Genomic DNA, 22,676 nt, shown 5'->3' on the forward strand with positions numbered 1-22,676 from the left:
CATGGCGAAAACAGACAATCGACTTAAAGCAGAATTAGTAGAACAACCGCCTAAACGTAAATCAGGAGGCTTGCGAAAGTTTTTTACGTGGTTTGTAATACCTATCATGTTCGTAGCGGCAGTTCTACTTGTTGTTGCAACCCTTATGAATACGAATGTCTTTGATTTAGGGAAGAAGGCCGTTCAAAGCTTACCATTCGTTCCTTCAGAAGAACAACAAGCAAAAGATGCTGTAGTTAATAATGATTCAAAAGTTGTAAAGTTACAGGCCGAAATACAAGAAAAAGAAGCAGAAATCGTACAGCTTCAAAAAAAGATGGATACGGCAACAACTGAAAAAGAAAAGTTAACGACAGAAAATGAACAGTTAAAATTTGAAATGGAGAAATTAAATAGGGAGCAAAGTGACGTAAAGCGTGACTTTACTGATATTTTAAAAACATTTGATAAGATGTCCCCTAAAGCAGCAGCGCCAGTTCTTATTAAAATGAGCGATACTGAAGCACTTCGTATTTTAACAAACTTAAAACCAGATAAATTAGCCGCGATTTTAGAAAAAATGGATCCACAAAATGCAGCGAAATATACAGAAATGATGGCTAAACAATAAGAAAATCTGAAGGGAGGTGAAAAAATGGATGTAGCAATGATGCAAATGATGTCTAAGCCTATGCCAACTAAAGCAGCGGCTACAAAACCTACAACATCAGGCGATTCCAATATTAAAGCTAATGGACCGTCGAACAAGTTTGGGTCTGTTTTTGGACAGATTATTTCTTCTTCAAATCAAATACAGCAGCCTACACAGTCAGCAGATACAAAAGATACCTCTGATTTGACAGCAGTTTTAAATGCTGAATCTATAGAAGACGTACTAGACTTACTGGGGATTCCACACGACGATGGCTTGTTAATGCTTCAAATTGGTGATGAAGGCAAAGCTGTTGCAATAGATGAAATGTTAAATCTAAATAACCTAATGGATGCATTGGGGATTGATGCCGAGCAGCTTCAAAAATTAGTACAACAGTTGCTAGGCGAAGATAAAGAAGCAAAAGATGTTTGGGAGCTTTTAGCACTAGTAGACGCTCAGGCACCAATGCTTCAAACGCAAATCGTAACAGCTTTACAAGGTGAAGGACAAGTGACGCCAAAGGAAGCAGCGCCATTACTTCAAGTGTTAAAGTTAGCACAATTAGTTGGGCAAAAAACGGACTTAACAGCATCACAAGAAAACTTGCTAACTGACATAAAAAGTCTTTTGACAACGATTCAAACACAAGTAGAAACGACTCTATCTGAACAGCAAGTAACAACTAAAACAACAGTGACACTTTCGTTGCAAGGCTTCCAAAAAGTCGTTCAACAAGTTCAGGTTACAAAGCAGACAGATACAAGTGCTAATGAAATGGTGACTTCTAATACAGTCCAAACAAAAGCAGACACGTTCCAAGTGACACTGCCAGCAGCAAAGCCAGCACAGTCTGAGGCATTTTTGAAAGAGATGCAAGCAATCATCAATAGAGCCCAAATCTCGAATGCACAAGGTATTACGCGCTTAACATTGAAATTGTATCCAGAAAATCTAGGAACAATACGTATCGAGCTTGTGCAAAATGACGGTGTCCTGACAGCAAGACTACTCGCTTCAACAGCTCAAGGACGTGAATTACTTGATAGTCAGGCACATCAATTAAAGCAAGCCTTTGTACAGCAAAATATTCAAGTTGATCGACTCGATATTGCTCAATCATTGCAAGACGCAGATCGCCAACAACGCGACCAAAGCTTCTTCAATAATTTCTTTAAGCAACAACAGCAAGAAGAGCAAGAGCAAAAAAACGACGATGATGATGAAGGTAAATCATTTAGTGATTTTTTAATAAGTGAGGAGGTGTAAAGATGGCAGATGCAACGTCTAATACAAAACCAGTAAGTACAAATGTAACAGATGACTTTTATTATTCCAACTATAAGAAGCCAACGAAGCAAACGGGTAATAGTGACCTTGGCAAGGATGCGTTCCTAAAATTATTAATTACGCAATTACAACACCAAGATCCAACAAATCCAATGGACGACCGAGAATTCATTTCTCAAATGGCCCAATTCTCTTCGCTAGAGCAAATGCAAAATATGACAAAAGCGATGGAATCATTACTTGCCTCACAGCAGCAAACACAGCTTATGAATTATACATCATTTGTTGGTAAGGAAGTAAAATGGCATGAGGTAACGGATAAGCTAGATGACAAAGGCAAACCGGTTATTAATGAAGGAACAGGCACAATTAAATCGGTGAAGTTTGTAGATGGTAATGCAGTGTTTGAACTAGCAGATGGTAAAGAATTAACGCCTGGTAATATTTCAGCTATTTTAGGCGGTTCGAGTGATAATGCAGTAACAGAATCAGAATCTCCACTTGTACAAGCTAGCAAACTAATTGGTAAAAAAGTTACGTATATGGACGGCGAGCAAGAACTACAAGGACGTATCGTTTCTGTAACGAATAAAGATGGCGTCATTCAATATGTTTTAGACAATGACAAAAAATTAACAAATAAAGAATTTACCGTAATCAGCGAATAAAGGTGGAGAAGAATGATGGATAAGTTTTCAATTCATCGTGTACCATTGCATCCATCTATTCGCCAGGCACAACCTAAGCCAATAAACGCACAGCAATCGTTTAAAGCTCATTTGCAAGAAGCTACAAATCAACAAGAGTTAAAAGTGAGCAAGCATGCTCATGAACGTATTATAGAGCGTAAGATAGCGATTTCTGAACAAGAATGGCAGGTTGTATCGGACAAGGTATTTGAAGCACACTCAAAAGGTGTCAAACAACCATTAGTCTTGATGGATCAAGCAGCTCTAATTGTCAGTGCTAAAAACGCAACTGTCATTACAGCGATGGACCGCACGGAAGCAAAGCAGCAAATATTTACAAATATAGATGGCACTATCGTGCTATAAGGGCTGGACCTTCGAAAGGAAGCCTAGGTGTGCTGATTGATAGAGGCACACAATATAAATGAAGGGAGAACGACATTATGTTACGTTCTATGTATTCAGGTATTTCAGGTCTTAAAAACTTCCAAACAAAACTGGACGTTATTGGTAATAATATTGCTAACGTTAATACAGTTGGTTTTAAAAAAGGACGTGTTAATTTTAAAGATTTAATGTCTCAAACAACAGCAGGCGCAGCTGGATCTACTGCGACGCGTGGAGGTGTCAACCCAAAACAAGTAGGTTTAGGTTCACAATTAGCTGCTATCGATACTATCCACGGTGGTGGATCCTTACAGGGTACAGGACGTGGACTAGATTTAGCTATTGAAGGCGATGGTTTCTTTATGGTGGCTAATGCGAATGGCGCTCCAGACGAAACTTCTGGATTTATTGATGAAGATGGATTCAATAACACGTTATTCACACGTAATGGTATTTTCTACATGGACAACAATGGCTACTTAGTAAATGCAGATGGGAAATATTTAGTTGGGGTCACTGCGGGTAAAGATATTGTTACCGAGAAGGATGATAAAGGTATTTTAGCGGATGATGCACCAAATGCATCTGGTGATGAAGGTGCTAATTTATTTGATGATGCAGGAGTGTTAACACCTGCTAATGGTACTGTAGGACCTATTCGTATCCCGACAACAGCTAAAGAAGTAAATATCGGACCTGATGGTAATATTACTTATCAAGATTTAAACGGTGATCTACAGTGGGCTGGACAGCTGGTAATGGCTAAATTCCCGAACGCTGGTGGTCTTGCTAAAGTAGGTGGTAATTACTATCAACAAACTACAAACTCAGGTGTAGCATATGCACAAGTAGCTACTGTAGCAGGTATGGGTCAAGTTGTTGCGGGAGCGGTAGAAATGTCTAACGTCGATCTTTCTGAAGAGTTCACAGAAATGATTGTGGCGCAACGTGGTTTCCAAGCCAATACACGTATTATCACAACTTCTGATGAAATTCTTCAAGAGCTTGTAAATTTAAAACGCTAAGTAATTTGTAAGTAAAGAAACACAGTTAAGATTTCAAAGTGCTCAAAACTAAAAACATAATTTCATATGAGGGAGGGTCGGGCCGGCTCTCGTGCTAGACCCGGCCCTATTTCAATGATTGAACTAACACGTTTAAATGGCAAAGCATTTACATTGAATGCTTTATACATAGAAACGGTCGAATCTTTTCCAGATACGACCATTACATTAACGACTGGAACCAAAATCATTGTTTTACAGAGTGAAGATGAGGTGCGACAAAAGGTATCAGCCTTTTATAAAAATATACAAATACTATCAAACCCGCATCTACGAGGTGAAGAAGATGAAGAATAACAAAATGTTAACGATGATTATCATCGTACTAGTAGCAATTATACTTATCGGGGGTATTTGCTTTGCATTATTTACTCAATTTAATAAGCCAGCAAAGACTCTTGAGCCAACTATTGATGAAATCGTAGAAGCTTCTGTTGAAATTCCGGAAATTACTACAAATCTAGCTGATAACAAAGTTGTACGCTTTTCGTTAAAAATTCAAACATCAAGTAAAGATGCTGCTGCTGAATTAACGAAGCGTGATTTCCAAGTGAAAAATATTGTTATTCAAGAGCTTTCCGAGATGGAGCAAAAAGATTTAGAAGGTAAGCAAGGAAAACAAGTTTTCCAAAAATCATTAAAAACAAAAATTAATGAATTGATGCAAGAGGGAGAAGTTCAGGAAGTTTATTTTACCTCCTTCATCACCCAATAATTAAAGAAACTGCTTGAAATGGAGGTGGGCAAATGGCAGGAGATGTGTTATCTCAATCCGAGATAGATGCGCTGCTTTCCGCAATATCAACCGGGGAAATGTCAGCGGACGACATGAAAAAAGAGGACGAGGGGCGCAAGGTTAAAGTGTATGACTTTAAACGAGCACTTCGTTTCTCAAAAGATCAAATCCGAAGTTTGACCCGAATACATGAAAATTTTGCACGATTACTGACAACCTTCTTTTCTGCACAGCTAAGAAGCTATGTGCAGATTACTGTTGCATCAGTGGACCAAATACCATTTGAAGAGTTTGTACGTTCGATTCCGAATATGACACTCATTAATGTGTTTGAAGTGCCACCATTAGATGGTAATATATTGATGGAAATAAACCCAAACATCGCCTACTCGATGTTAGATCGTTTAATGGGCGGTAGTGGGGCGAGTCATAGTAATGTGGATAACTTAACAGAAATTGAAACTAAAATTATGACAAACCTTTTTGAACGTTCATTCGACAATTTACGCGAGGCATGGGAAAATGTTGCGGAAATTGATCCAATTTTAGTAGAACTTGAGGTCAACCCTCAATTTTTACAAATGATTTCACCAAATGAAACAGTTGTCGTTATTTCCTTAAATACGATCATCGGTGAGACAAGCGGTATGATTAATATTTGTATCCCGCATGTTGTATTGGAGCCAATAGTTCCAAATCTTTCTGTTCGTTACTGGATGCAGACTAATACAAAAGAGATGTCTCCAGAGCAAACAAAAATGCTTGAAACACGTGTGAAACAAGCACAACTACCTGTTTCCGTTGAACTAGGTATTACAGACATTACCATTGAGGATTTCCTCACAATGCAAGTTGGAGATGTTATTCAATTAGAACAAAAAATTGAAGATCCACTACTGTTAAAAGTAGGGACATTACCGAAATTTACAGTTCAACCAGGAAAACAAGGCAAAAAATTAGCAATCCAGATTATCGACCCTTTGAAAGGAGGAGACGAAGATGAGTGATGAAATGCTCTCCCAAGAAGAAATTGAAGCGTTATTAAGGGGCGAAACGTTGGAAGATAAAAACAGCGGCACTGAAGCTTCTACAAATGAGGAAATTAATGATTTAAAAGTAGAGGATTACCTCGATTCGTTTGCCCAAGATGCGTTAGGTGAGGTAGGAAATATATCTTTTGGTAGCTCTGCAACGGCGCTTTCAGCGTTACTAGGTCAAAAAGTAGATATTACTACCCCAAGTATTTCAATGATTAACCGAAATAAATTAGAAGAGGAATTTCCTCATCCTTATGTAGCCGTACAGGTTGAATATACAATCGGGTTAACAGGTATGAATTTGCTTGTTATTAAGCAATCCGATGCAGCGATTATTGCTGATTTAATGTTAGGTGGAGATGGCTTAAATCCGAAACCAGATTTAGGTGAAATTCAGCTAAGTGCCGTGCAAGAAGCTATGAATCAAATGATGGGTTCTGCGGCTACTTCAATGTCGACAGTATTTAATAAAAAAGTGGATATTTCTCCACCTACTATTGATTTAATGAATATTTCTCAAAACGAAGGACGAGAAAATATTCCTGAAGATGATTTACTCGTAAAAGTATCGTTTAGATTGAAAATTGGTAATTTAATTGATTCGAATATAATGCAATTATTGCCGCTGAAATTTAGTCAAAACATTGTAAAATCTCTGTTAGGAGAAACAGAATCAATCGGTGAACCTGTGGCTGCAACAATAGCACCTGAAGCGCCAGTAGCTCCTGCGCCTGTACAACCACAAGCGACTATGCAACCGCAAGCGCCAGTAGCACCACAGCCTGAACAGCCAGTATATCAACAGCAGACAGCTCCTGTGCAGCAACCAATGTATCAAGAGCAACAACAGATTCCTCAAGCAACAAGACCTATGCAACCGGTCAATGTTCAACAAGCACAGTTTGCTAGTTTTGATCCAAATGTTATCTCGCAATCTGAAGCTAGAAATTTAAATATGCTACTTGATATTCCATTGCAAGTTACTGTAGAGTTAGGACGTACAAAGCGTTCTGTAAAAGAGATATTAGAACTATCTAGTGGTTCGATTATTGAACTAGATAAATTGGCTGGTGAACCAGTTGATATTTTAGTAAATAGCCGTTTAATCGCTAAAGGTGAAGTCGTTGTTATTGATGAAAACTTCGGTGTCCGCATTACAGATGTTTTAAGTCAAGCAGAGCGTTTAAATAATTTAAGATAGTTTCAATTGGAGGAGTTAACCATGTCTAAAAGAATTTTGATTGTAGATGATGCCGCATTCATGCGCATGATGATCAAGGATATTTTATCGAAAAATGGGTTTGAAGTTGTTGGAGAGGCTGCTGATGGTTTACAGGCAGTTGAAAAGTACAACGAATTAAAGCCAGACCTAGTAACAATGGATATTACGATGCCAGAAATGGACGGTATTGCTGCGCTTAAAGCAATTAAAGGTTCAGATCCAAATGCAACTGTCATTATGTGTTCGGCAATGGGACAACAAGCAATGGTAATCGATGCAATTCAAGCTGGTGCGAAAGACTTTATTGTGAAACCTTTCCAAGCTGATCGTGTAATTGAAGCGATTCAAAAAGCTCTAGGATGATTGAATGCAAATGTTAAAATCATTTCGTCTAACGATGATTTTCGCATTTCTTGTATCCTTCCTGTTTTTGTACCCTACAACGACTTCTGTATATGCAGAATCTAACACGAATTCTGTGAGCGACTGCATCAAAAAAGGAGATTGTGAAGAAGATAGTACTCCAGCTGCTAAGAAAGATTCAGATTCACAAGCGGCTGGAGGTGTATCTACGTGGGAATACATAAAAATGGTGTTGGCGCTTATTTTTGTTGTAGCTTTATTTTATGGATTAATGAAGTTTTTAAATAGAAGAAATTTAAACTTTCAACGTAATCAATTAGTACAAAATTTAGGCGGTTTATCGTTAGGTGCCCAAAAGTCGGTACAACTATTACAAGTAGGTAAAACACTCTATTTAGTTGGGGTCGGTGATGATGTCCAGCTATTACGTGAAATTACTGATCCGGATGAAATTGCAACACTTTTAGCGCTATATAATGAACGACAAGAACTTGCAGCAACATCACCGTATATTGCAGAAGTATTATCTAAGTTTAAGAAAAAAAATAATGAAAGTTCAACAGTACAACAACAACAAAACTCTTTTGGTGAGCTGTTCGAAAAAAAGATTTCCGAAATTAAACAGGAGCGCAGTGAAGAGCTGGAGAAATGGAAGCAAAAGGAGAATGATGATAAATGAATGATGTAATCAGTGTTTTTTCCAACAGCGACCCGACAAATGTCTCTAGCGCAGTGAAGCTTCTCTTGATGTTAACAGTTCTTTCACTGGCACCTAGTATTTTAATTTTGATGACATCGTTCACACGAATAGTTATCGTATTATCGTTTGTTCGTACTGCGTTGGCGACACAGCAAATGCCACCGAACCAGGTCATTGTAGGGCTTGCCTTGTTTTTAACTTTCTTTATCATGGCCCCAACATTTCAAGAGGTCAATAAAGAGGCATTACAGCCATTATTTTCTGAGGAAATTGGCATTGAAGAAGCGTACGATCGAGCCAGTGTGCCGTTTAAAGAGTTTATGAGTAAGTATACAAGGCCAAAGGATCTTAATTTATTTTTAAAGTATAATAAAGCAGAAACACCAGCATCTGTAGAAGAAATTCCACTGACAATGCTAGTACCTGCTTTCGCATTGAGTGAGATTAAAACAGCATTTGAAATTGGTTTTATGATTTTTATTCCATTCCTAGTAATCGACATGATTGTCGCAAGTACGCTAATGTCGATGGGGATGATGATGTTACCACCGGTTATGATTTCATTGCCGTTTAAGATTTTATTATTTGTACTCGTTGATGGTTGGTATCTTGTGATGAAATCATTACTACAAAGTTTTTAGGGGATGATACAGTATGACAGGTGAATTGGTTATTTCCATTGCAGAGCGTGCCATTATGGTTATCCTTCTAACAAGCGGTCCGCTACTATTAGTTGCTTTAATCTCTGGTTTAGCGGTAAGTATTTTTCAGGCAACTACATCGATTCAAGAGCAAACTTTAGCATTCGTGCCAAAAATCATCGCTGTATTAGCAGCCATCGTATTTTTCGGTCCTTGGATGTTATCACAAGTGACTAGCTATGCGAGAGACATTTTTGAGAATTTAACGCGTTATATAGGGTGAGTAGATGAATGAATTAATCCCGCATTTTACGGTTTTCTTATTAGTGCTTGTGCGCGTATCGGCATTTTTTGTCACGGTGCCTTTTTTCTCGTACAGAACGATTCCGCCACAAGTTAAAATAACGCTCGCATTAGTTTTAGCTTGGATGATGTATTACACAATTGACGTCGAACCATTTGTATTTAATGGTGATTACATACTTTTAGTGATGAAAGAAGCACTCATTGGACTGTTACTCGGTTTAGTAGGCTATATCATCATGTCGGCAATTCAAATTGCCGGAAGCTTTATAGATTTTCAAATGGGTTTTGCCATTGCCAATATTATTGACCCGCAAACAGGTGCACAAAGTCCATTGATAGGACAGTTTTTTAATACGCTAGCATTACTTTTTCTACTAGCTATAAATGGACATCATATGATTCTCGATGGAATTTATTATAGTTATCAATTTTTACCGATGGATCAAGGATTTCCTAATTTCGCAAATGATAATTATATAGAGTTTATCATCACAAAATTTACAGCTGTTTTTGCGATTGCCTTTCAAATGGCTGCTCCAGTAGTAGCTACTTTATTTTTAGTCGACTTGGCACTAGGAATCACGGCGAAAACTGTACCGCAATTAAATATTTTTGTTGTTGGTTTTCCTATTAAAATTGGTGTTAGTTTTCTAGTGTTATTCACAATGATGGCTGTAATGGTTCAAGTGATACAAAAGCTTATTACAATTATGATTTATGCGATGCGTGATGTAATGGCTATTTTAGGTGGTGGGTAAAATGTTGCTACTACTGGATTTAGATTTACAGTATTTTGCGGGAGAAAAAACGGAAAAGGCAACGCCCAAAAAACGACAAGATGCTCGAAAAAAAGGTCAGGTTATCAAGAGTCAGGATATTTCCAGTGCAATTGTCATGCTCATGGTATTTATCTTTTTATATTTCTTTGCAGGTTCAATGCTAGACGATCTTTTAGCTTTTTTTAAGCAAACTTTTATTCATAACATACGCGTAGAAACACTAACAATTGATAGTGTGATGCGCTTATTTACAGAAACATTGGCGCAAATGGCTTTTGTTATTGGTCCAATTATGGGAATTGCATTTGTTGGAGCGTTGGCAGGTAACTTTCTACAGTTCGGTTTTCTATTTACATTAGAACCAATGAAGTTTGATTTGAAAAAAATGGACCCGATCAAAGGGTTGAAAAAAATATTTTCTGTTAAAGCCATTATAGAGCTTATAAAGTCAGTATTAAAGATTGGCTTCATCGGTGGCGTTACGACAATTATAGTTTGGACAAATTTACCGAAAGTTTTGGCGTTATCCTTTAAAAGCCCATGGATAACTCTTATTACCGTGGGTAAGCTTGTTGGTATTATGGGGATTGCTGCTTCGCTTGTCTTACTTTGTGTATCCCTTTTAGACTGGATGTATCAAAAATTTGATTACGAAAAAAATCTTAAAATGTCTAAGCAAGATATTAAAGATGAATATAAAAATAGTGAGGGCGATCCGCTGATAAAATCGAAAATTAAGCAACGCCAACGCGAAATGGCGATGCGTCGAATGATGTCAGAGATTCCAAACGCCGATGTTGTCATCACTAACCCAACTCACTATGCGATTGCCCTCAAATATGATGAGGAAAGTATGGAAGCCCCACGCATTGTTGCCAAGGGTACAGACTTTATCGCTCAAAAAATTAAAATGATTGCGAAAGAACATGATGTGATTATGGTTGAAAACAGGCCATTAGCACGAGCAATGTACGATCAAGTTGAAATCGGTGATCAAGTACCAGAAGAGTTTTTCAAAGCAATAGCCGAAGTGCTTGCTTATGTTTATCGAATTAAGCGGAAAATTTAAAGCTTTTTGTAGGAGGGACACAAATGAAAGTTCGCGATATAGGGGTTTTAGGTGCGGTTATTTTAATCGTTGCGATGCTCATCATTCCTCTTCCTCCGTGGATGTTAAGTTTCTTAATCGTCATTAATATTACATTAGGATTAATCGTACTGTTAACAGCAATGAGTATGAAGGAAGCGTTAGACTTTTCTATTTTTCCTTCAGTTATTTTATTGTTAACTTTGTTCCGACTCGGACTGAGCGTTTCTACAACACGTGCCATTTTAGCCAAAGGTGATGCTGGTGCGGTTGTTGAAACGTTTGGTGATTTTGTAGTCGGCGGGAATGTACTAGTTGGTTTAGTTGTATTCTTAATTCTTGTGTTAATTCAGTTTATCGTTATTACAAAAGGAGCGGAGCGTGTAGCTGAAGTAGCAGCACGTTTCACACTGGATGCGATGCCAGGTAAACAAATGAGTATTGATGCTGATTTAAATGCAGGAGTTATTTCTGAAAAGGAAGCACGTGAACGACGCGAAAAAGTAGCGGGTGAAGCGGACTTTTACGGAGCGATGGATGGTGCCACAAAATTCGTAAAAGGGGATGCCATTGCCTCTATGGTCATGGTTATTATCAACTTATTATTTGGTATCATCATCGGTGTTGCGCAAATGGGTCTTCCATTTGCAGATGCAGCGAATCATTTTTCTAAGTTAACAGTTGGGGATGGTATTGTCTCACAAATTCCTGCGCTACTTATCTCTACTGCGACAGGGATTGTCGTAACACGTGCATCTTCTAAGGGAAGTCTTGGTGAAGATATTACAGGGCAGCTTTTTGCTCAAGCGAAACTGCTTTATGTAGCTGGTGGAACAATACTTTTACTTGGATTTTTCACACCTATCCCTTTATGGATAACGCTTCCAATTGGTGGTTCGCTAATTGCTGGTGCTTATATGATGGATCATAAGAAACCAGAGGATGAAGAAGAATTACTTGAAATTGAGGAAGAAGTGGCAACAGACGGCATGAAGAGCCCTGAAAACGTTGTGAATTTATTAAATGTGGACCCAATCGAGTTTGAATTCGGCTATGGTTTAATACCGTTAGTAGATGCTGCTCAAGGTGGAGATTTATTAGATCGAGTCATTATGATACGTCGACAATTAGCATTAGAATTAGGGATTGTCATTCCGGTTGTCCGTATTCGCGATAATATTCAATTACAACCAAATGAATATCGAATTAAAATAAAGGGTAACGAAATGGCACGTGGGGAACTTCTACTTGATCATTATTTAGCAATGAGTCCAGGAGATGATGATTCCATCGAAGGAATTGACACAGTTGAACCGTCATTTGGTTTACCTGCAAAATGGATTACTGAGCAAGTGAAAGAAGATGCCGAAATGTTCGGCTACACAGTTGTTGACCCACCGAGCGTAGTGTCGACTCATTTAACCGAAATGATTCGAGCAAATGCTTATGAATTACTCGGTCGTCAAGAGACGAAGCAGTTAATTGATCATTTACGTGAAACACATCCAATTTTAGTCGAAGAGCTGACGCCTACACCGTTATCGACTGGAGAAATTCAAAAAGTACTGGGTAAACTCTTACGAGAAAATGTTTCAGTGCGAAACTTACCAATTATTTTTGAGACGCTAGCAGACTATGCAAAGTTAACGAGCGATACCGATATATTAACGGAGTATGTACGTCAATCATTGGCACGTCAGATTACTTCTCAATACGTAGGAGACAACTCATCATTAAAGGTTATAACTGTTTCGGGTAAAGTAGAGAAAATGATTGCTGATAGTATTCAACAAACTGATCACGGAAATTACTTAGCGATGGATCCGCAAGATTCTCAAACTGTCTTGGAGACTATGGCTGCAGAAGTAGAACGCGTTTCCTTTATGGAACAATCTGCTATTATCTTATGCTCTCCAGCAGTTCGTATGTATTTACGTCAACTAACGGAGCGTTATTTCCCGCAAATTCCAGTTCTATCATACAATGAACTTGATGCTACAATTGAAATTCAAAGTGTTGGGGTGGTGAATGTTGAATGAAAATGAAAAAATATTATGCATCCTCCATACCAGAAGCGATGAAGCTTGTACGTGCTGAATTAGGTGAGGACGCTGTCATTTTGAATTCGAAAGTAGTCGTTACAAAAAAGTTTTTTGGAATCATTAAAAAGAAAAGTTTTGAGGTTGTTGCAGGGATTGATTCAATGGAGCCAGGTAATGTGGCTCCAGCACCTGCAGCTTTACCTATAACAACAGCTAAAAAAGAAAATGTAAGGTTACAAGAGATTACGAATGCTGTGCAAGCTAAAACGCACCAAGTACAGCCACAGAATGATGTGCCCTTGCATGAGGAAACTGGCATTTCTGAAGATTTGAGGAAGGAAATCGCAGATTTAAAATCTTTAATGCATTCTATGCATAAGAAGACTATCCAAGATCAATATCCCGATGAACTCTTACCCTTCATTGAATACTTAAGACAGCAGGAGCTAAGTGAGGAGCTCATCACAACGATTGGTGATGAGCTTTTTACGCATTTCAAAGAAGCGTCAGAAATCAATTTTTCTCAATGTAAGATGGTTACGAAAAATTTATTGCGCAAAGAGCTAGAGAATCTCCCAGTCGGGGGCTTATCCTATGACAAAAAATATATTAATGTTCTAGGTCCAACAGGTGTCGGAAAGACTACGACAATTGCTAAAATGGCAGCTAGAGCAGTTTTAGAAAAAAAGAAAAAAATAGGATTTATCACGACAGATACTTACCGTATTGCCGCAATTGAACAATTAAAAACGTATGCTGGACTGTTACAAGCTCCTGTCGAAATTGCCTATAATGCAACAGATTTTGAACAAGCAATCCATCGTTTGTCCCATTTAGATTTAGTGTTTATAGATACAGCTGGCCGCAATTATAAAGAGGTAAAATATGTAGACGATTTACAGCGTCTCATAAAATTTGATGATCAAGCTGAGTCCTTCTTAGTACTTGCTATGACAACGAAAGAAAAGGATATGGCAAACATTGTAGAGCAATTTAAGCAATTACCAATTGAAAAATTCATTTTTACAAAAATTGATGAAACAAATTCTATTGGCACAATGATTAATTTAATGATTAAATATAATAAAGGACTTGCTTACTACACGAATGGTCAAGAAGTACCAGAAGATATTGAGGAAGCTGATCTAGAAGCAGTACTAAATTTATTTTTCCAAGGTGAAGAAAAATGAGAGACCAAGCTGAAACATTACGCTTGAAAATGTTAAAACAGCAAGGCGAATTAGGCAGGGCAATTGCGGTTGTAAGTGGAAAAGGTGGAGTTGGTAAAAGTAACTTCACGATGAATTTTGCCATTACAATGGCCAATAAAGGGAAAAAAGTTGTCATCGTTGATATGGATATTGGTATGGGAAATATCAATATTTTAATTGGAAAAAATGCATCCTATAGTTTGAAAGATTACTTAGAAGGAAATAAGTTACTAGATGAGGTAATATTTGAAGGTCCTTACGATTTAAAGTATATTTCAGGCGGGTCTGGCATGTCGGGCGTCTTACAATGGTCAGAGATTATGTTTGATCGACTCATTCATGCATTTGAGCAGCTTCAAAAAAGCTTTGATTACATCTTATTTGATATGGGAGCAGGAGCAACTAACTGGTCATTAGATTTACTAACTTCTATAGATGAAATCATTGTTTTATCAACAGCAGAGCCAACTTCTATAACAGATGCCTATTCAATGATGAAATATATTCATACGAGAGATGTAGACAAGCAATTTTATATACTTTGTAATCGAGCTTATAGTAAAGAAGAAGGACTGGAAACCAATGAACGACTGAAGCGTTCGATGAAACGTTTTTTGGACAAAGAGGTTACAATATTAGGCTCATTACCTGAAGATTCTGTTGTGCGTAAGGCTGTGCGTGAGCAAGTGCCTTTTTCACTTGCCTATCCAGACGCGCTTATTACAAAGACGCTTCATCTTATAGTGGCACGTTTTATGGAATACCGTGTGGAGGAAGTTCATGCACATGATCAGTCAGCGGGTAATTTCTTAACTAAATTAAGAAGTATTTTTTCGAAAGGGCGTGATTAATTGGACTTTTTACATAAAAGCAAGCTATTAGTTGTTGATGATTCTGCTTTTATGAGAAAGCTAATTAGTGACTTTTTTGTTGGCAACTCGAAGGTTGAAGTAGTTGGAACAGCACGAAATGGGAAAGATGCGATAAAGAAGATTCAATCATTGCAGCCAACAGTTGTGACAATGGATATTGAGATGCCTGAAATGAATGGGCTTGATGCTTTAAAAGAAATTATGACTATATGTCCAGTACCTGTTGTCATGCTCTCAAGTACAACTCAACGAGGAGCAGAAAATGCCTTGTCAGCAATTGAACTTGGTGCAGTAGATTTTGTCGCAAAGCCGAGCGGAACAATTTCTCTTGATTTACATAAAATCCAAACCGAACTTGTTCACAAGGTTGAACAAGCATCATTGGTACCTATTTCAAAATTAAAAAAACCTTCTGGTAGTAAAAGACAACAAGAACATTCATTAATAGCGAGTACTGTTAGACGAGAATCTTTTAGTGAAGGCATAGTGGCTCCTCCTGTCAATGTTTTTCCGACAAGGGCAGAATTATCAAAGCCACATGTTGAATGGAATAAAGTAGGGCGGAAAATTGTACTGATTGGGACTTCTACCGGCGGACCTAGAGCATTACAAGAAGTAATAACAAAAATCCCAAAATCAATTCAAGCACCAATTTTAATTGTCCAACATATGCCAGCAGGATTTACAAAATCTCTTGCAACTCGTTTGGATCAATTGAGTGAGATTACCGTAAAGGAAGCTGAGCAAGGAGATATTCTTCAAAATGGCACGGCGTATATTGCACCTGGTGGGTATCATTTAAAACTTAGAAAAGTAGGTACCTCCTTTGGCATAGTTCTTGATAATAATGAACCACCTAGATCTGGACATCGCCCTTCTGTAGATGTCATGTTTGAAGATGTCAGCCAATTTAATGATTTTGATAAAGTGGCAGTTATTATGACAGGTATGGGCCATGACGGCTCTGATGGACTAAAAGCACTAAAAAGTACTGGAAATGTGATTGCAATCGCTGAGTCAGCTGAAACTTGCATAGTGTATGGTATGCCGAAAGCAGCAGTGGAAACGCAGCTTGTCGATGAAGTAGCAGATGTAGATGATATTGCACAAACAATAATGAAATATTTGCCTTAAAGGGGTGTCCTCTTATGGAAGTCAATCAATATTTAGAGATGTTTATTGAAGAAAGTAAAGACCATTTACAAGCGTGTAGTGAACATTTATTAGAACTAGAAAAAAATCCAGACGATTTGGCGATTGTTGGAGAAATATTCCGCTCTGCGCATACATTAAAAGGTATGTCTGCGACAATGGGCTTTGAAGATTTAGCAGATTTAACTCATAAAATGGAAAATGTGTTGGATGCGATCCGCAATGAGAAAATCCATGTAACTCCTGAAATTTTAGATGTTGTCTTCGAGTCTGTTGACCATCTAGAAGAAATGGTAATGGACATTGCAAATGGCGGAGATGGAAAACGTGATGTATCTTCAACTGTTGCTCAATTAAAGCGTATTGAATTAGGTGAGGAAGCGATTCCTGAAGTAGTAGTAACTGCCGAGACACCAGCTACAGCTGTAGCAAGTGTGTTAGAGTATGACGGCTTTGAACAAACAGTTATTGCTCAATCTACGGAACAAGGTTTCAATGCATTTGAAATTTCAGTGCGATTACGTGAGGACTGTCTTTTAAAAGCAGCACGAGTATTTATGGTGTTTGAGATTTTAGAAAAAGATGGAGAAGTTATTAAATCAACTCCATCTGTAGAAAAGCTTGAAGACGGACAGTTCGACCAACAATTTTACGTAACTTTCGTAACGAAAGAATCTGCTGAAGATATGCAGAAAAAGATTATGAGCGTTTCAGAAGTTGAAGAAGTTATTGTCGCAACTATTGAGACACCAACTACTGCTGTAGCAAGTATGTTAGAGTATGACGGCTTTGAACAAACAGTTATTTCACAATCTGCTGAACAAGGTTTCAATGCATTCGAAATTTCAGTGAAATTACGTGAGGACTGTCTTTTGAAAGCAGCACGTGTATTTATGGTGTTTGAAATATTGGAAAAAGATGGGGATGTCATTAAATCAAATCCATCTGTAGATAAGCTTGAAGACGAACAGTTCGACCAACAATTTTACGTAGCCTTCGTAACAAAAGAATCTGCTGAAGATATGCAGAAAAAGATTATGAAAGTTTCTGAAGTCGAAGAAGTGATTGTCGCAACGATCGAACAAAAGCACCATAGCGAAAAAGAACAAGCAATTCAAGAAGTAGTGGCAACAGCAACGGTAGAAGTTGAGGCTCAACCTGCTACTGCACCTAAAACAAATACTGCAACACCTACACCTGCAAAAGCAGCGGCGCCTGCTAAGGCTGAAAAAAGTCATGCGCCTGTAGGTAATAAAACAATTCGTGTAAATATCGAGCGACTTGATATATTAATGAACTTATTTGAAGAACTTGTTATCGATCGAGGACGACTACAGTCTATTGCAACTGAAGTTAACCATGGAGAGTTAAATGAAACAGTGGAACGTATGAGCCGCGTCATGGGTGACTTACAAACTATTATTTTAACGATGCGTATGGTTCCGGTTGAAACAGTATTCAATCGTTTCCCGAAAATGATTCGTCAGTTATCTCGTGATCTAAACAAGAAAATTAACCTCGAAATTATTGGTGCTGAAACAGAACTAGATCGTACCGTAATCGATGAAATCGGGGATCCTCTTGTTCATTTAATTCGTAATTCTGTTGACCACGGTATTGAAAATCCGACTGCTCGTCTTGCAAAAGGTAAACCAGAAGAAGGAACAGTTGTCCTGCGTGCTTATCATAGTGGTAACTATGTCTTTATTGAAATTGAAGATGATGGAGCAGGTATTAACCGTGAAAAAGTACTTGCGAAAGCTATTTCTAAAGGTATTGTTACACAAGAGCAATCATATTCAATGTCAGATAAGCAAATCAATGAGCTTATTTTGGCTTCTGGTTTCTCAACGGCAGATGTTATTTCTGACGTATCAGGCCGAGGCGTTGGATTAGACGTTGTTAAAACAACAATAGAATCATTGGGTGGAAATATTTCAATTGAATCTACACAAGATGTAGGATCAGTATTCTCGATTCAATTACCACTGACATTATCGATTATTTCTGTCATGCTAATAGAAATAGAGAAAGAGATTTATGCAATTCCACTTTCATCAATTATCGAAACTTCCATTATCCGTTCATCTGAAATTATGAATGCGCATAATCAAAAAGTAATCGACTTCCGTGGCAAAGTAGTACCACTAGTATTTTTAGAAGAAATCTTTGAGGTACCTCGCAAAGAACCACAGGGTGACGAATTCCATTCAGTGGTCATCGTTCGAAAAGGTGAGAAGCTTGCTGGTTTAGTTGTGGATTCATTCATTGGCCAACAAGAAATTGTTCTGAAATCATTAGGAAACTACTTAACGAATATCTTTGCAATTTCAGGTGCAACAATTTTAGGTAACGGAAAAGTAGCCTTAATTGTGGATTGTAACGCACTTATTAAATAAGGTGAATGAATAAGAGAGGTGTAAACAATGACAAATGCAGTGGAACAAGAAAGTATTAAAGTAATTGTTTTTCAACTAGCTGATAAAGAATATGCGATTCCGGTGTCACATGTACAAGGAATTGAAAAACTAATGCATATTACGCGCGTACCGAAAACGGCGAAATATGTAAAAGGTGTTATTAACCTACGCGGTGTCGTAACACCAATTGTAGATTTACGTGAACGGTTTGAATTACCTATCTCTGAGCACGAAGAAACAACACGTATTATCATTATTTCATTAGAAGATATGGAAGTAGGTTTCGTCGTAGACTCTGCAAATGATGTGTTAGACATCCCTGCTGACTCTATTGAACCACAGCCCGAAGTAGTAGGTTCATTGGAAGAAGAGTTTATTTCAGGGGTGGCTAAAATAGATAAACGATTATTAATTTTATTGCATTTAGAAAAAGTACTAAATCCACTAAAGTAGGGATCGATAATGACATATAATCAAAAGATTACATCACTACATTTAGATGTATTAAAGGAAATTGGTAATATAGGTGCTGCGCATGCGGCGACAGCACTTTCCAATTTACTCGGTAAAAAAATTGATATGCGGGTACCAAAGGTTGAAATGGTTTCATTTAATGACATGATGGAGCTTGCTGGCGGATCTGAGAATGTCGTAGTTGGAATCTATCTACGCATTGAAGGTGATGCTGAAGGTAGTATGTTCTTTATTCTGCCAATTGAACAAGCGAATCGTTTTATTCGTCGTCTCATATTTGATGAATCATTCGACTTTAAAAAACGACCTGTTTCAGAGTTAGGTTTATCAGCTATGCAGGAGATGGGTAATATTTTATCTGGCTCTTATTTATCGGCGTTATCTGACTTTACAAATTTAAAAATTTATCCAACTGTGCCGGGACTAAGTGTTGACATGTTTGGTGCCATTATTAGTATTGGTTTAATTGAATTATCACACGTTAGCGATAATGTTATCGTCATTAACACATCCATTTTTGAAGACGGTGTAGAGGATCAGGAAACAGTAAGAGGGCATTTCTTTTTATTACCAGATCCAGACTCATTTGATGCTATTTTTAAAGCATTAGGAGTTTCATAGATGATGCAAAACAGTGGTAATGGGCAAGTTATAAAAGTTGGAATTGCACAAATGGATGTAGTAAAGTTACCAAATACGATAAGAACATCAGGTCTTGGATCTTGTGTAGGTGTTATTTTATACGATGAATCAAAAAAAATAGCTGGTCTAATTCATGTGATGTTGCCAGATTCGAGTTTAGGTAGACAAGAGTCAATAAATATGGCTAAATTTGCTGACACAGGCATTGCGGCAATGATTGACTTATTAAAGTTAGAAGGCGTTCAAAAATTCAAGCTAAAGGCAAAAATTGCGGGTGGTGCGCAGATGTTTCAATTTACTTCAGATAAAGATTCCATGCGCATCGGCCCGCGTAATGTAGAAGCTGTAAAGCATGAGCTAAAGCGCCATGGAATTCGTTTAGTTGCCGAAGACACGGGCGGAAATAGTGGTAGAACAATTGAATTTAGTCCTGCGACTTCGATATTACATATTCGAACGGTTAACCAAGGAGTGAGCGAAATATAATGTTTGGTTCTATTTTTTATAACCTATGGGGAGCATTAATTGCCTTTTCTATATATTTTTTTAGTACTTTTCTAAAACCTTATACACCATTACGTATTATCATAGGGTCATTTGTGGCGGGAATAATTGTGTTTTTCATCATGTATATTGTAAGATTTTTAATTGCCTACATTTTATTCACACCAGAGAATGCTGAAGAGGTCGTTGAAGGTGAGCATGAAGAAAACGAATCCGGCAATCGTGAGGAAGACAATCAAGAAACACCGACGGCCAGCTCTACCGTTGAGTTTCAAGATGAAAACTCAGAAGAAATTGCGCAAGTTGTACGCACAATGATGATTCGTGAGGATGATCCGCAATTAAATAATGCTTAAAAAATAGGAGTCGCGAGTAGCGGCTCTTTTTATAGTTATCTTAATTCTTGTGCATTTTTTAGTTTTGACTATGTCCAAACTAAAAAATGCCTGACACAAAAATGTAAAGAATCTATGATTGAGTCTGAGAAACAAATGAAATTAAAGTCGATTCTTGTTATAATATAGGAAAGAATTACATTGGTTTTTATGTTAGAGGCTGGATAGCTAGTAACACTTTGTTACCCTCTGTAAATAACTAAATTTCCTAGGAAGAAGTACAACAGAAAACAACAAGGTAATATAAGACAGTGGCAAACAGGCGCGTAAATGCGTTTTTCTTAGAGAGGTGGATTACATGACACAACCAATTCTGAACGATGAACAAAAGCTGTGGAACCGCTGGATAAATGAACGTGATCCAGATGCTGGTGATTTACTTATAAAAAAATATATTTCTCTAGTATCTTATCATGTACAACGCATTGGATCGAGCTTACCAAAGAGTGTATCGCGAGACGATTTAACGAGCTTAGGTATGGTAGGTCTTTTTGATGCATTAAATAAATTTGATATTAATAGAGACTTAAAATTTGATACATATGCTTCTTTTAGAGTAAGAGGAGCAATTATTGATGGTTTACGTAAGGAAGATTGGTTGCCGCGTTCCGCACGTGAGAAGGCAAAAAAATTAGATGCACAGATTGAACAGTTAGAACAAAAATATATGCGTCATGTAACACCTGAGGAACTTGCGGAACATATGACTTTACCTGTTGAGGAAGTTTACCAAACTGTACAGGAGCATTTCTTTTCAAATGTTCTTTCCATTAATGAGCAGCAAGATCAAGATGAGACTGATGGAAAGTCATTTGTTATTCGTGATGATACAACAACGACACCTGAGCAAGCTGTCGTTAAGTCTGAACTGCTTGGGGATTTAGCAGAAAATATCCAAAAGCTCAATGATAAGGAGCAGCTGGTGCTTAGTTTATTTTATACTGAAGAATTAACATTAACAGAAATTGGAGAAATGCTTGGGTTATCAACATCGCGCATTTCACAAATCCACTCAAAGGCGCTATTAAAGCTACGGAAATTATTATCTAATGAAATGATTAATGCATAATAATCCTTATATACATATCGTTGAAGGAGGGAGTCACATGAGTTTAAAGGGTGTCGAACTACAAATAGCTATTCCAAAAACATTTGAAGCAGGGAAAATGGCGGATCAGGCCCAACAACAAACTTTGGCTCAGCAAGCACATGCAAATGACGCGTTAAAAAAAGAAATAGAACGCAAGCAAAAAGTTGTGAATACTTCAGAGGGTATGGATGAGATTAGTGAAGATGAAGAAGCAGGTGGCGAGTATATAAAAGGTACTCGAAAAAAGAAAAATAAGGATAACGAGAAGCGAGAAACGCAAGCGCAGCATCCGTTTAAAGGAAATTTTGTGGATTTTAGTGGATAGGAGCTTACTATGACAATCATACTAATCGCGGTTCTTTTTATTTTACAGCTACTTTCATTTTATTTCCTTATTATATTAAATACGAAGCTAGCAAAATTTAAGGACTTAGAAAAAAAGCAGGAGCGCTTAATGCGTGAAATGGATGACACCATTAGTGTTTATTTAGCTGAGATGAAAGATGAAAATGATCGCCTAATTCAAGAGCTACAACGAGTTTCAAAGTCTGAAACTCAAACGAATGCTGTGAAACATGAAGAACAGATTGAGAGACAAAAGGAGCAGGAGCAATCGCCTTCTTTGCCAAAGGAAAGCACAGTAGACGGTTCTACTAGTCTAGATAATGAACCGCGTTTCTATGTGCCCAAAAATATTGTAGCCAATGCTTATTCACGTCAGCAGCAAACTGAAGCTAAAACAGAAGCTAAAGTGGTGCATTCGGCCCAGCAGCCAACTAATGCAACCAAAAAGGAAGAAGCGAAGCCATTAACAATAGAACAACAAGCTGTTGAATTAGCGAAACAAGGTAAAACAGCAGAAGAAATTGCCAAGCAGCTGCAAAAAGGAAAAACAGAGATTGAGCTTTTGTTGAAATTTCATCACTAAAACAGTTGCGAACG

The 22,676-nt window shown here is 37.7% G+C and carries 27 protein-coding genes; all 27 read left to right on the top strand.

The window, feature by feature from the left end:
- The first annotated feature begins 1 nt into the window (after position 1).
- Positions 2–610, top strand: a complete 609-nt coding sequence (locus tag ACIPKN_RS05940) for a MotE family protein (RefSeq protein WP_132357438.1) — start codon at positions 2–4, stop codon at positions 608–610.
- 24 nt (positions 611–634) lie between these two features.
- Positions 635–1,900, top strand: coding sequence for a flagellar hook-length control protein FliK (locus ACIPKN_RS05945; RefSeq protein ID WP_400934285.1), 1,266 nt, complete (start codon positions 635–637; stop codon positions 1,898–1,900).
- A gap of 2 nt (positions 1,901–1,902) precedes the next feature.
- A complete protein-coding gene (gene flgD, locus ACIPKN_RS05950; protein WP_400934286.1) occupies positions 1,903–2,589 on the top strand; it encodes a flagellar hook assembly protein FlgD in 687 nt (228 codons plus the stop codon).
- Between the two features lie 15 nt (positions 2,590–2,604).
- Complete coding sequence (locus tag ACIPKN_RS05955) at positions 2,605–2,976, top strand: TIGR02530 family flagellar biosynthesis protein (protein WP_400934520.1); 372 nt, start codon at positions 2,605–2,607, stop codon at positions 2,974–2,976.
- A gap of 77 nt (positions 2,977–3,053) precedes the next feature.
- Positions 3,054–4,022: a flagellar hook-basal body complex protein gene (locus ACIPKN_RS05960; RefSeq protein ID WP_400934288.1), complete on the top strand. Its 969-nt coding sequence runs from the start codon at positions 3,054–3,056 to the stop codon at positions 4,020–4,022.
- A 114-nt stretch (positions 4,023–4,136) separates the two neighbouring features.
- Positions 4,137–4,358 (top strand): flagellar FlbD family protein, encoded by a 222-nt coding sequence (locus ACIPKN_RS05965; RefSeq protein ID WP_400934290.1) that lies wholly within the window; start codon positions 4,137–4,139, stop codon positions 4,356–4,358.
- Complete coding sequence (gene fliL, locus ACIPKN_RS05970; RefSeq protein ID WP_142507465.1) at positions 4,348–4,776, top strand: flagellar basal body-associated protein FliL; 429 nt, start codon at positions 4,348–4,350, stop codon at positions 4,774–4,776. Before ACIPKN_RS05965 ends, fliL begins: the two co-directional genes overlap by 11 nt.
- Before the next feature lie 32 nt (positions 4,777–4,808).
- Positions 4,809–5,804 carry a flagellar motor switch protein FliM gene (gene fliM, locus ACIPKN_RS05975; protein WP_049668449.1) on the top strand — a complete coding sequence of 332 codons (996 nt, stop codon included), beginning with the start codon at positions 4,809–4,811 and terminating at the stop codon, positions 5,802–5,804.
- Positions 5,797–7,035, top strand: a complete 1,239-nt coding sequence (gene fliY, locus ACIPKN_RS05980; RefSeq protein WP_400934292.1) for a flagellar motor switch phosphatase FliY — start codon at positions 5,797–5,799, stop codon at positions 7,033–7,035. Before fliM ends, fliY begins: the two co-directional genes overlap by 8 nt.
- Positions 7,036–7,056: 21 nt before the next feature.
- Positions 7,057–7,419, top strand: coding sequence for a response regulator (locus tag ACIPKN_RS05985; RefSeq protein WP_049668450.1), 363 nt, complete (start codon positions 7,057–7,059; stop codon positions 7,417–7,419).
- Positions 7,420–7,429: 10 nt separating this feature from the next.
- Positions 7,430–8,098 (top strand): flagellar biosynthetic protein FliO, encoded by a 669-nt coding sequence (locus ACIPKN_RS05990; RefSeq protein WP_400934294.1) that lies wholly within the window; start codon positions 7,430–7,432, stop codon positions 8,096–8,098.
- Entirely contained in the window at positions 8,095–8,760 is a 666-nt protein-coding gene (fliP, locus tag ACIPKN_RS05995; protein ID WP_142507462.1) for a flagellar type III secretion system pore protein FliP, read from the top strand. The genes ACIPKN_RS05990 and fliP overlap by 4 nt, the downstream gene beginning before the upstream one ends.
- A 13-nt stretch (positions 8,761–8,773) precedes the next feature.
- Positions 8,774–9,043, top strand: a complete 270-nt coding sequence (gene fliQ, locus ACIPKN_RS06000; protein ID WP_142507461.1) for a flagellar biosynthesis protein FliQ — start codon at positions 8,774–8,776, stop codon at positions 9,041–9,043.
- Between the two features lie 4 nt (positions 9,044–9,047).
- The gene (gene fliR, locus ACIPKN_RS06005; protein ID WP_142507460.1) at positions 9,048–9,824 is read left to right on the top strand and encodes a flagellar biosynthetic protein FliR; all 777 of its coding nucleotides are present in this window, start codon (positions 9,048–9,050) and stop codon (positions 9,822–9,824) included.
- A 1-nt stretch (position 9,825) separates the two neighbouring features.
- Complete coding sequence (gene flhB, locus ACIPKN_RS06010) at positions 9,826–10,914, top strand: flagellar biosynthesis protein FlhB (protein WP_142507459.1); 1,089 nt, start codon at positions 9,826–9,828, stop codon at positions 10,912–10,914.
- Positions 10,915–10,937: 23 nt separating this feature from the next.
- Entirely contained in the window at positions 10,938–12,971 is a 2,034-nt protein-coding gene (gene flhA, locus ACIPKN_RS06015; protein WP_400934297.1) for a flagellar biosynthesis protein FlhA, read from the top strand.
- A complete protein-coding gene (flhF, locus tag ACIPKN_RS06020) occupies positions 12,968–14,164 on the top strand; it encodes a flagellar biosynthesis GTPase FlhF (RefSeq protein WP_142507457.1) in 1,197 nt (398 codons plus the stop codon). Before flhA ends, flhF begins: the two co-directional genes overlap by 4 nt.
- Positions 14,161–15,036 carry a MinD/ParA family protein gene (locus tag ACIPKN_RS06025; RefSeq protein WP_400934299.1) on the top strand — a complete coding sequence of 292 codons (876 nt, stop codon included), beginning with the start codon at positions 14,161–14,163 and terminating at the stop codon, positions 15,034–15,036. The genes flhF and ACIPKN_RS06025 overlap by 4 nt, the downstream gene beginning before the upstream one ends.
- The gene (locus ACIPKN_RS06030; RefSeq protein ID WP_400934301.1) at positions 15,037–16,191 is read left to right on the top strand and encodes a protein-glutamate methylesterase/protein-glutamine glutaminase; all 1,155 of its coding nucleotides are present in this window, start codon (positions 15,037–15,039) and stop codon (positions 16,189–16,191) included. It begins immediately after the preceding gene.
- A gap of 14 nt (positions 16,192–16,205) precedes the next feature.
- Positions 16,206–18,608: a chemotaxis protein CheW gene (locus ACIPKN_RS06035; RefSeq protein WP_400934302.1), complete on the top strand. Its 2,403-nt coding sequence runs from the start codon at positions 16,206–16,208 to the stop codon at positions 18,606–18,608.
- Between the two features lie 27 nt (positions 18,609–18,635).
- Entirely contained in the window at positions 18,636–19,082 is a 447-nt protein-coding gene (locus ACIPKN_RS06040; RefSeq protein WP_132357422.1) for a chemotaxis protein CheW, read from the top strand.
- Positions 19,083–19,091: 9 nt separating this feature from the next.
- A complete protein-coding gene (locus ACIPKN_RS06045) occupies positions 19,092–19,724 on the top strand; it encodes a chemotaxis protein CheC (RefSeq protein ID WP_132357421.1) in 633 nt (210 codons plus the stop codon).
- Positions 19,725–20,231 (top strand): chemotaxis protein CheD, encoded by a 507-nt coding sequence (locus ACIPKN_RS06050; protein WP_400934304.1) that lies wholly within the window; start codon positions 19,725–19,727, stop codon positions 20,229–20,231.
- Positions 20,231–20,605, top strand: a complete 375-nt coding sequence (locus tag ACIPKN_RS06055) for a hypothetical protein (protein ID WP_400934306.1) — start codon at positions 20,231–20,233, stop codon at positions 20,603–20,605. The genes ACIPKN_RS06050 and ACIPKN_RS06055 overlap by 1 nt, the downstream gene beginning before the upstream one ends.
- 337 nt (positions 20,606–20,942) lie before the next feature.
- Positions 20,943–21,713, top strand: a complete 771-nt coding sequence (locus ACIPKN_RS06060; RefSeq protein WP_132357418.1) for a FliA/WhiG family RNA polymerase sigma factor — start codon at positions 20,943–20,945, stop codon at positions 21,711–21,713.
- Positions 21,714–21,750: 37 nt separating this feature from the next.
- Positions 21,751–22,059 (top strand): RNA polymerase subunit sigma, encoded by a 309-nt coding sequence (locus ACIPKN_RS06065; RefSeq protein WP_132357417.1) that lies wholly within the window; start codon positions 21,751–21,753, stop codon positions 22,057–22,059.
- Between the two features lie 9 nt (positions 22,060–22,068).
- Entirely contained in the window at positions 22,069–22,662 is a 594-nt protein-coding gene (locus ACIPKN_RS06070) for a hypothetical protein (protein WP_142507452.1), read from the top strand.
- The last annotated feature ends 14 nt before the right edge of the window (positions 22,663–22,676 follow it).

Origin of the sequence: Lysinibacillus sp. NPDC086135 (assembly GCF_044746345.1) — a bacterium.
GTDB lineage: Bacteria > Bacillota > Bacilli > Bacillales_A > Planococcaceae > Lysinibacillus.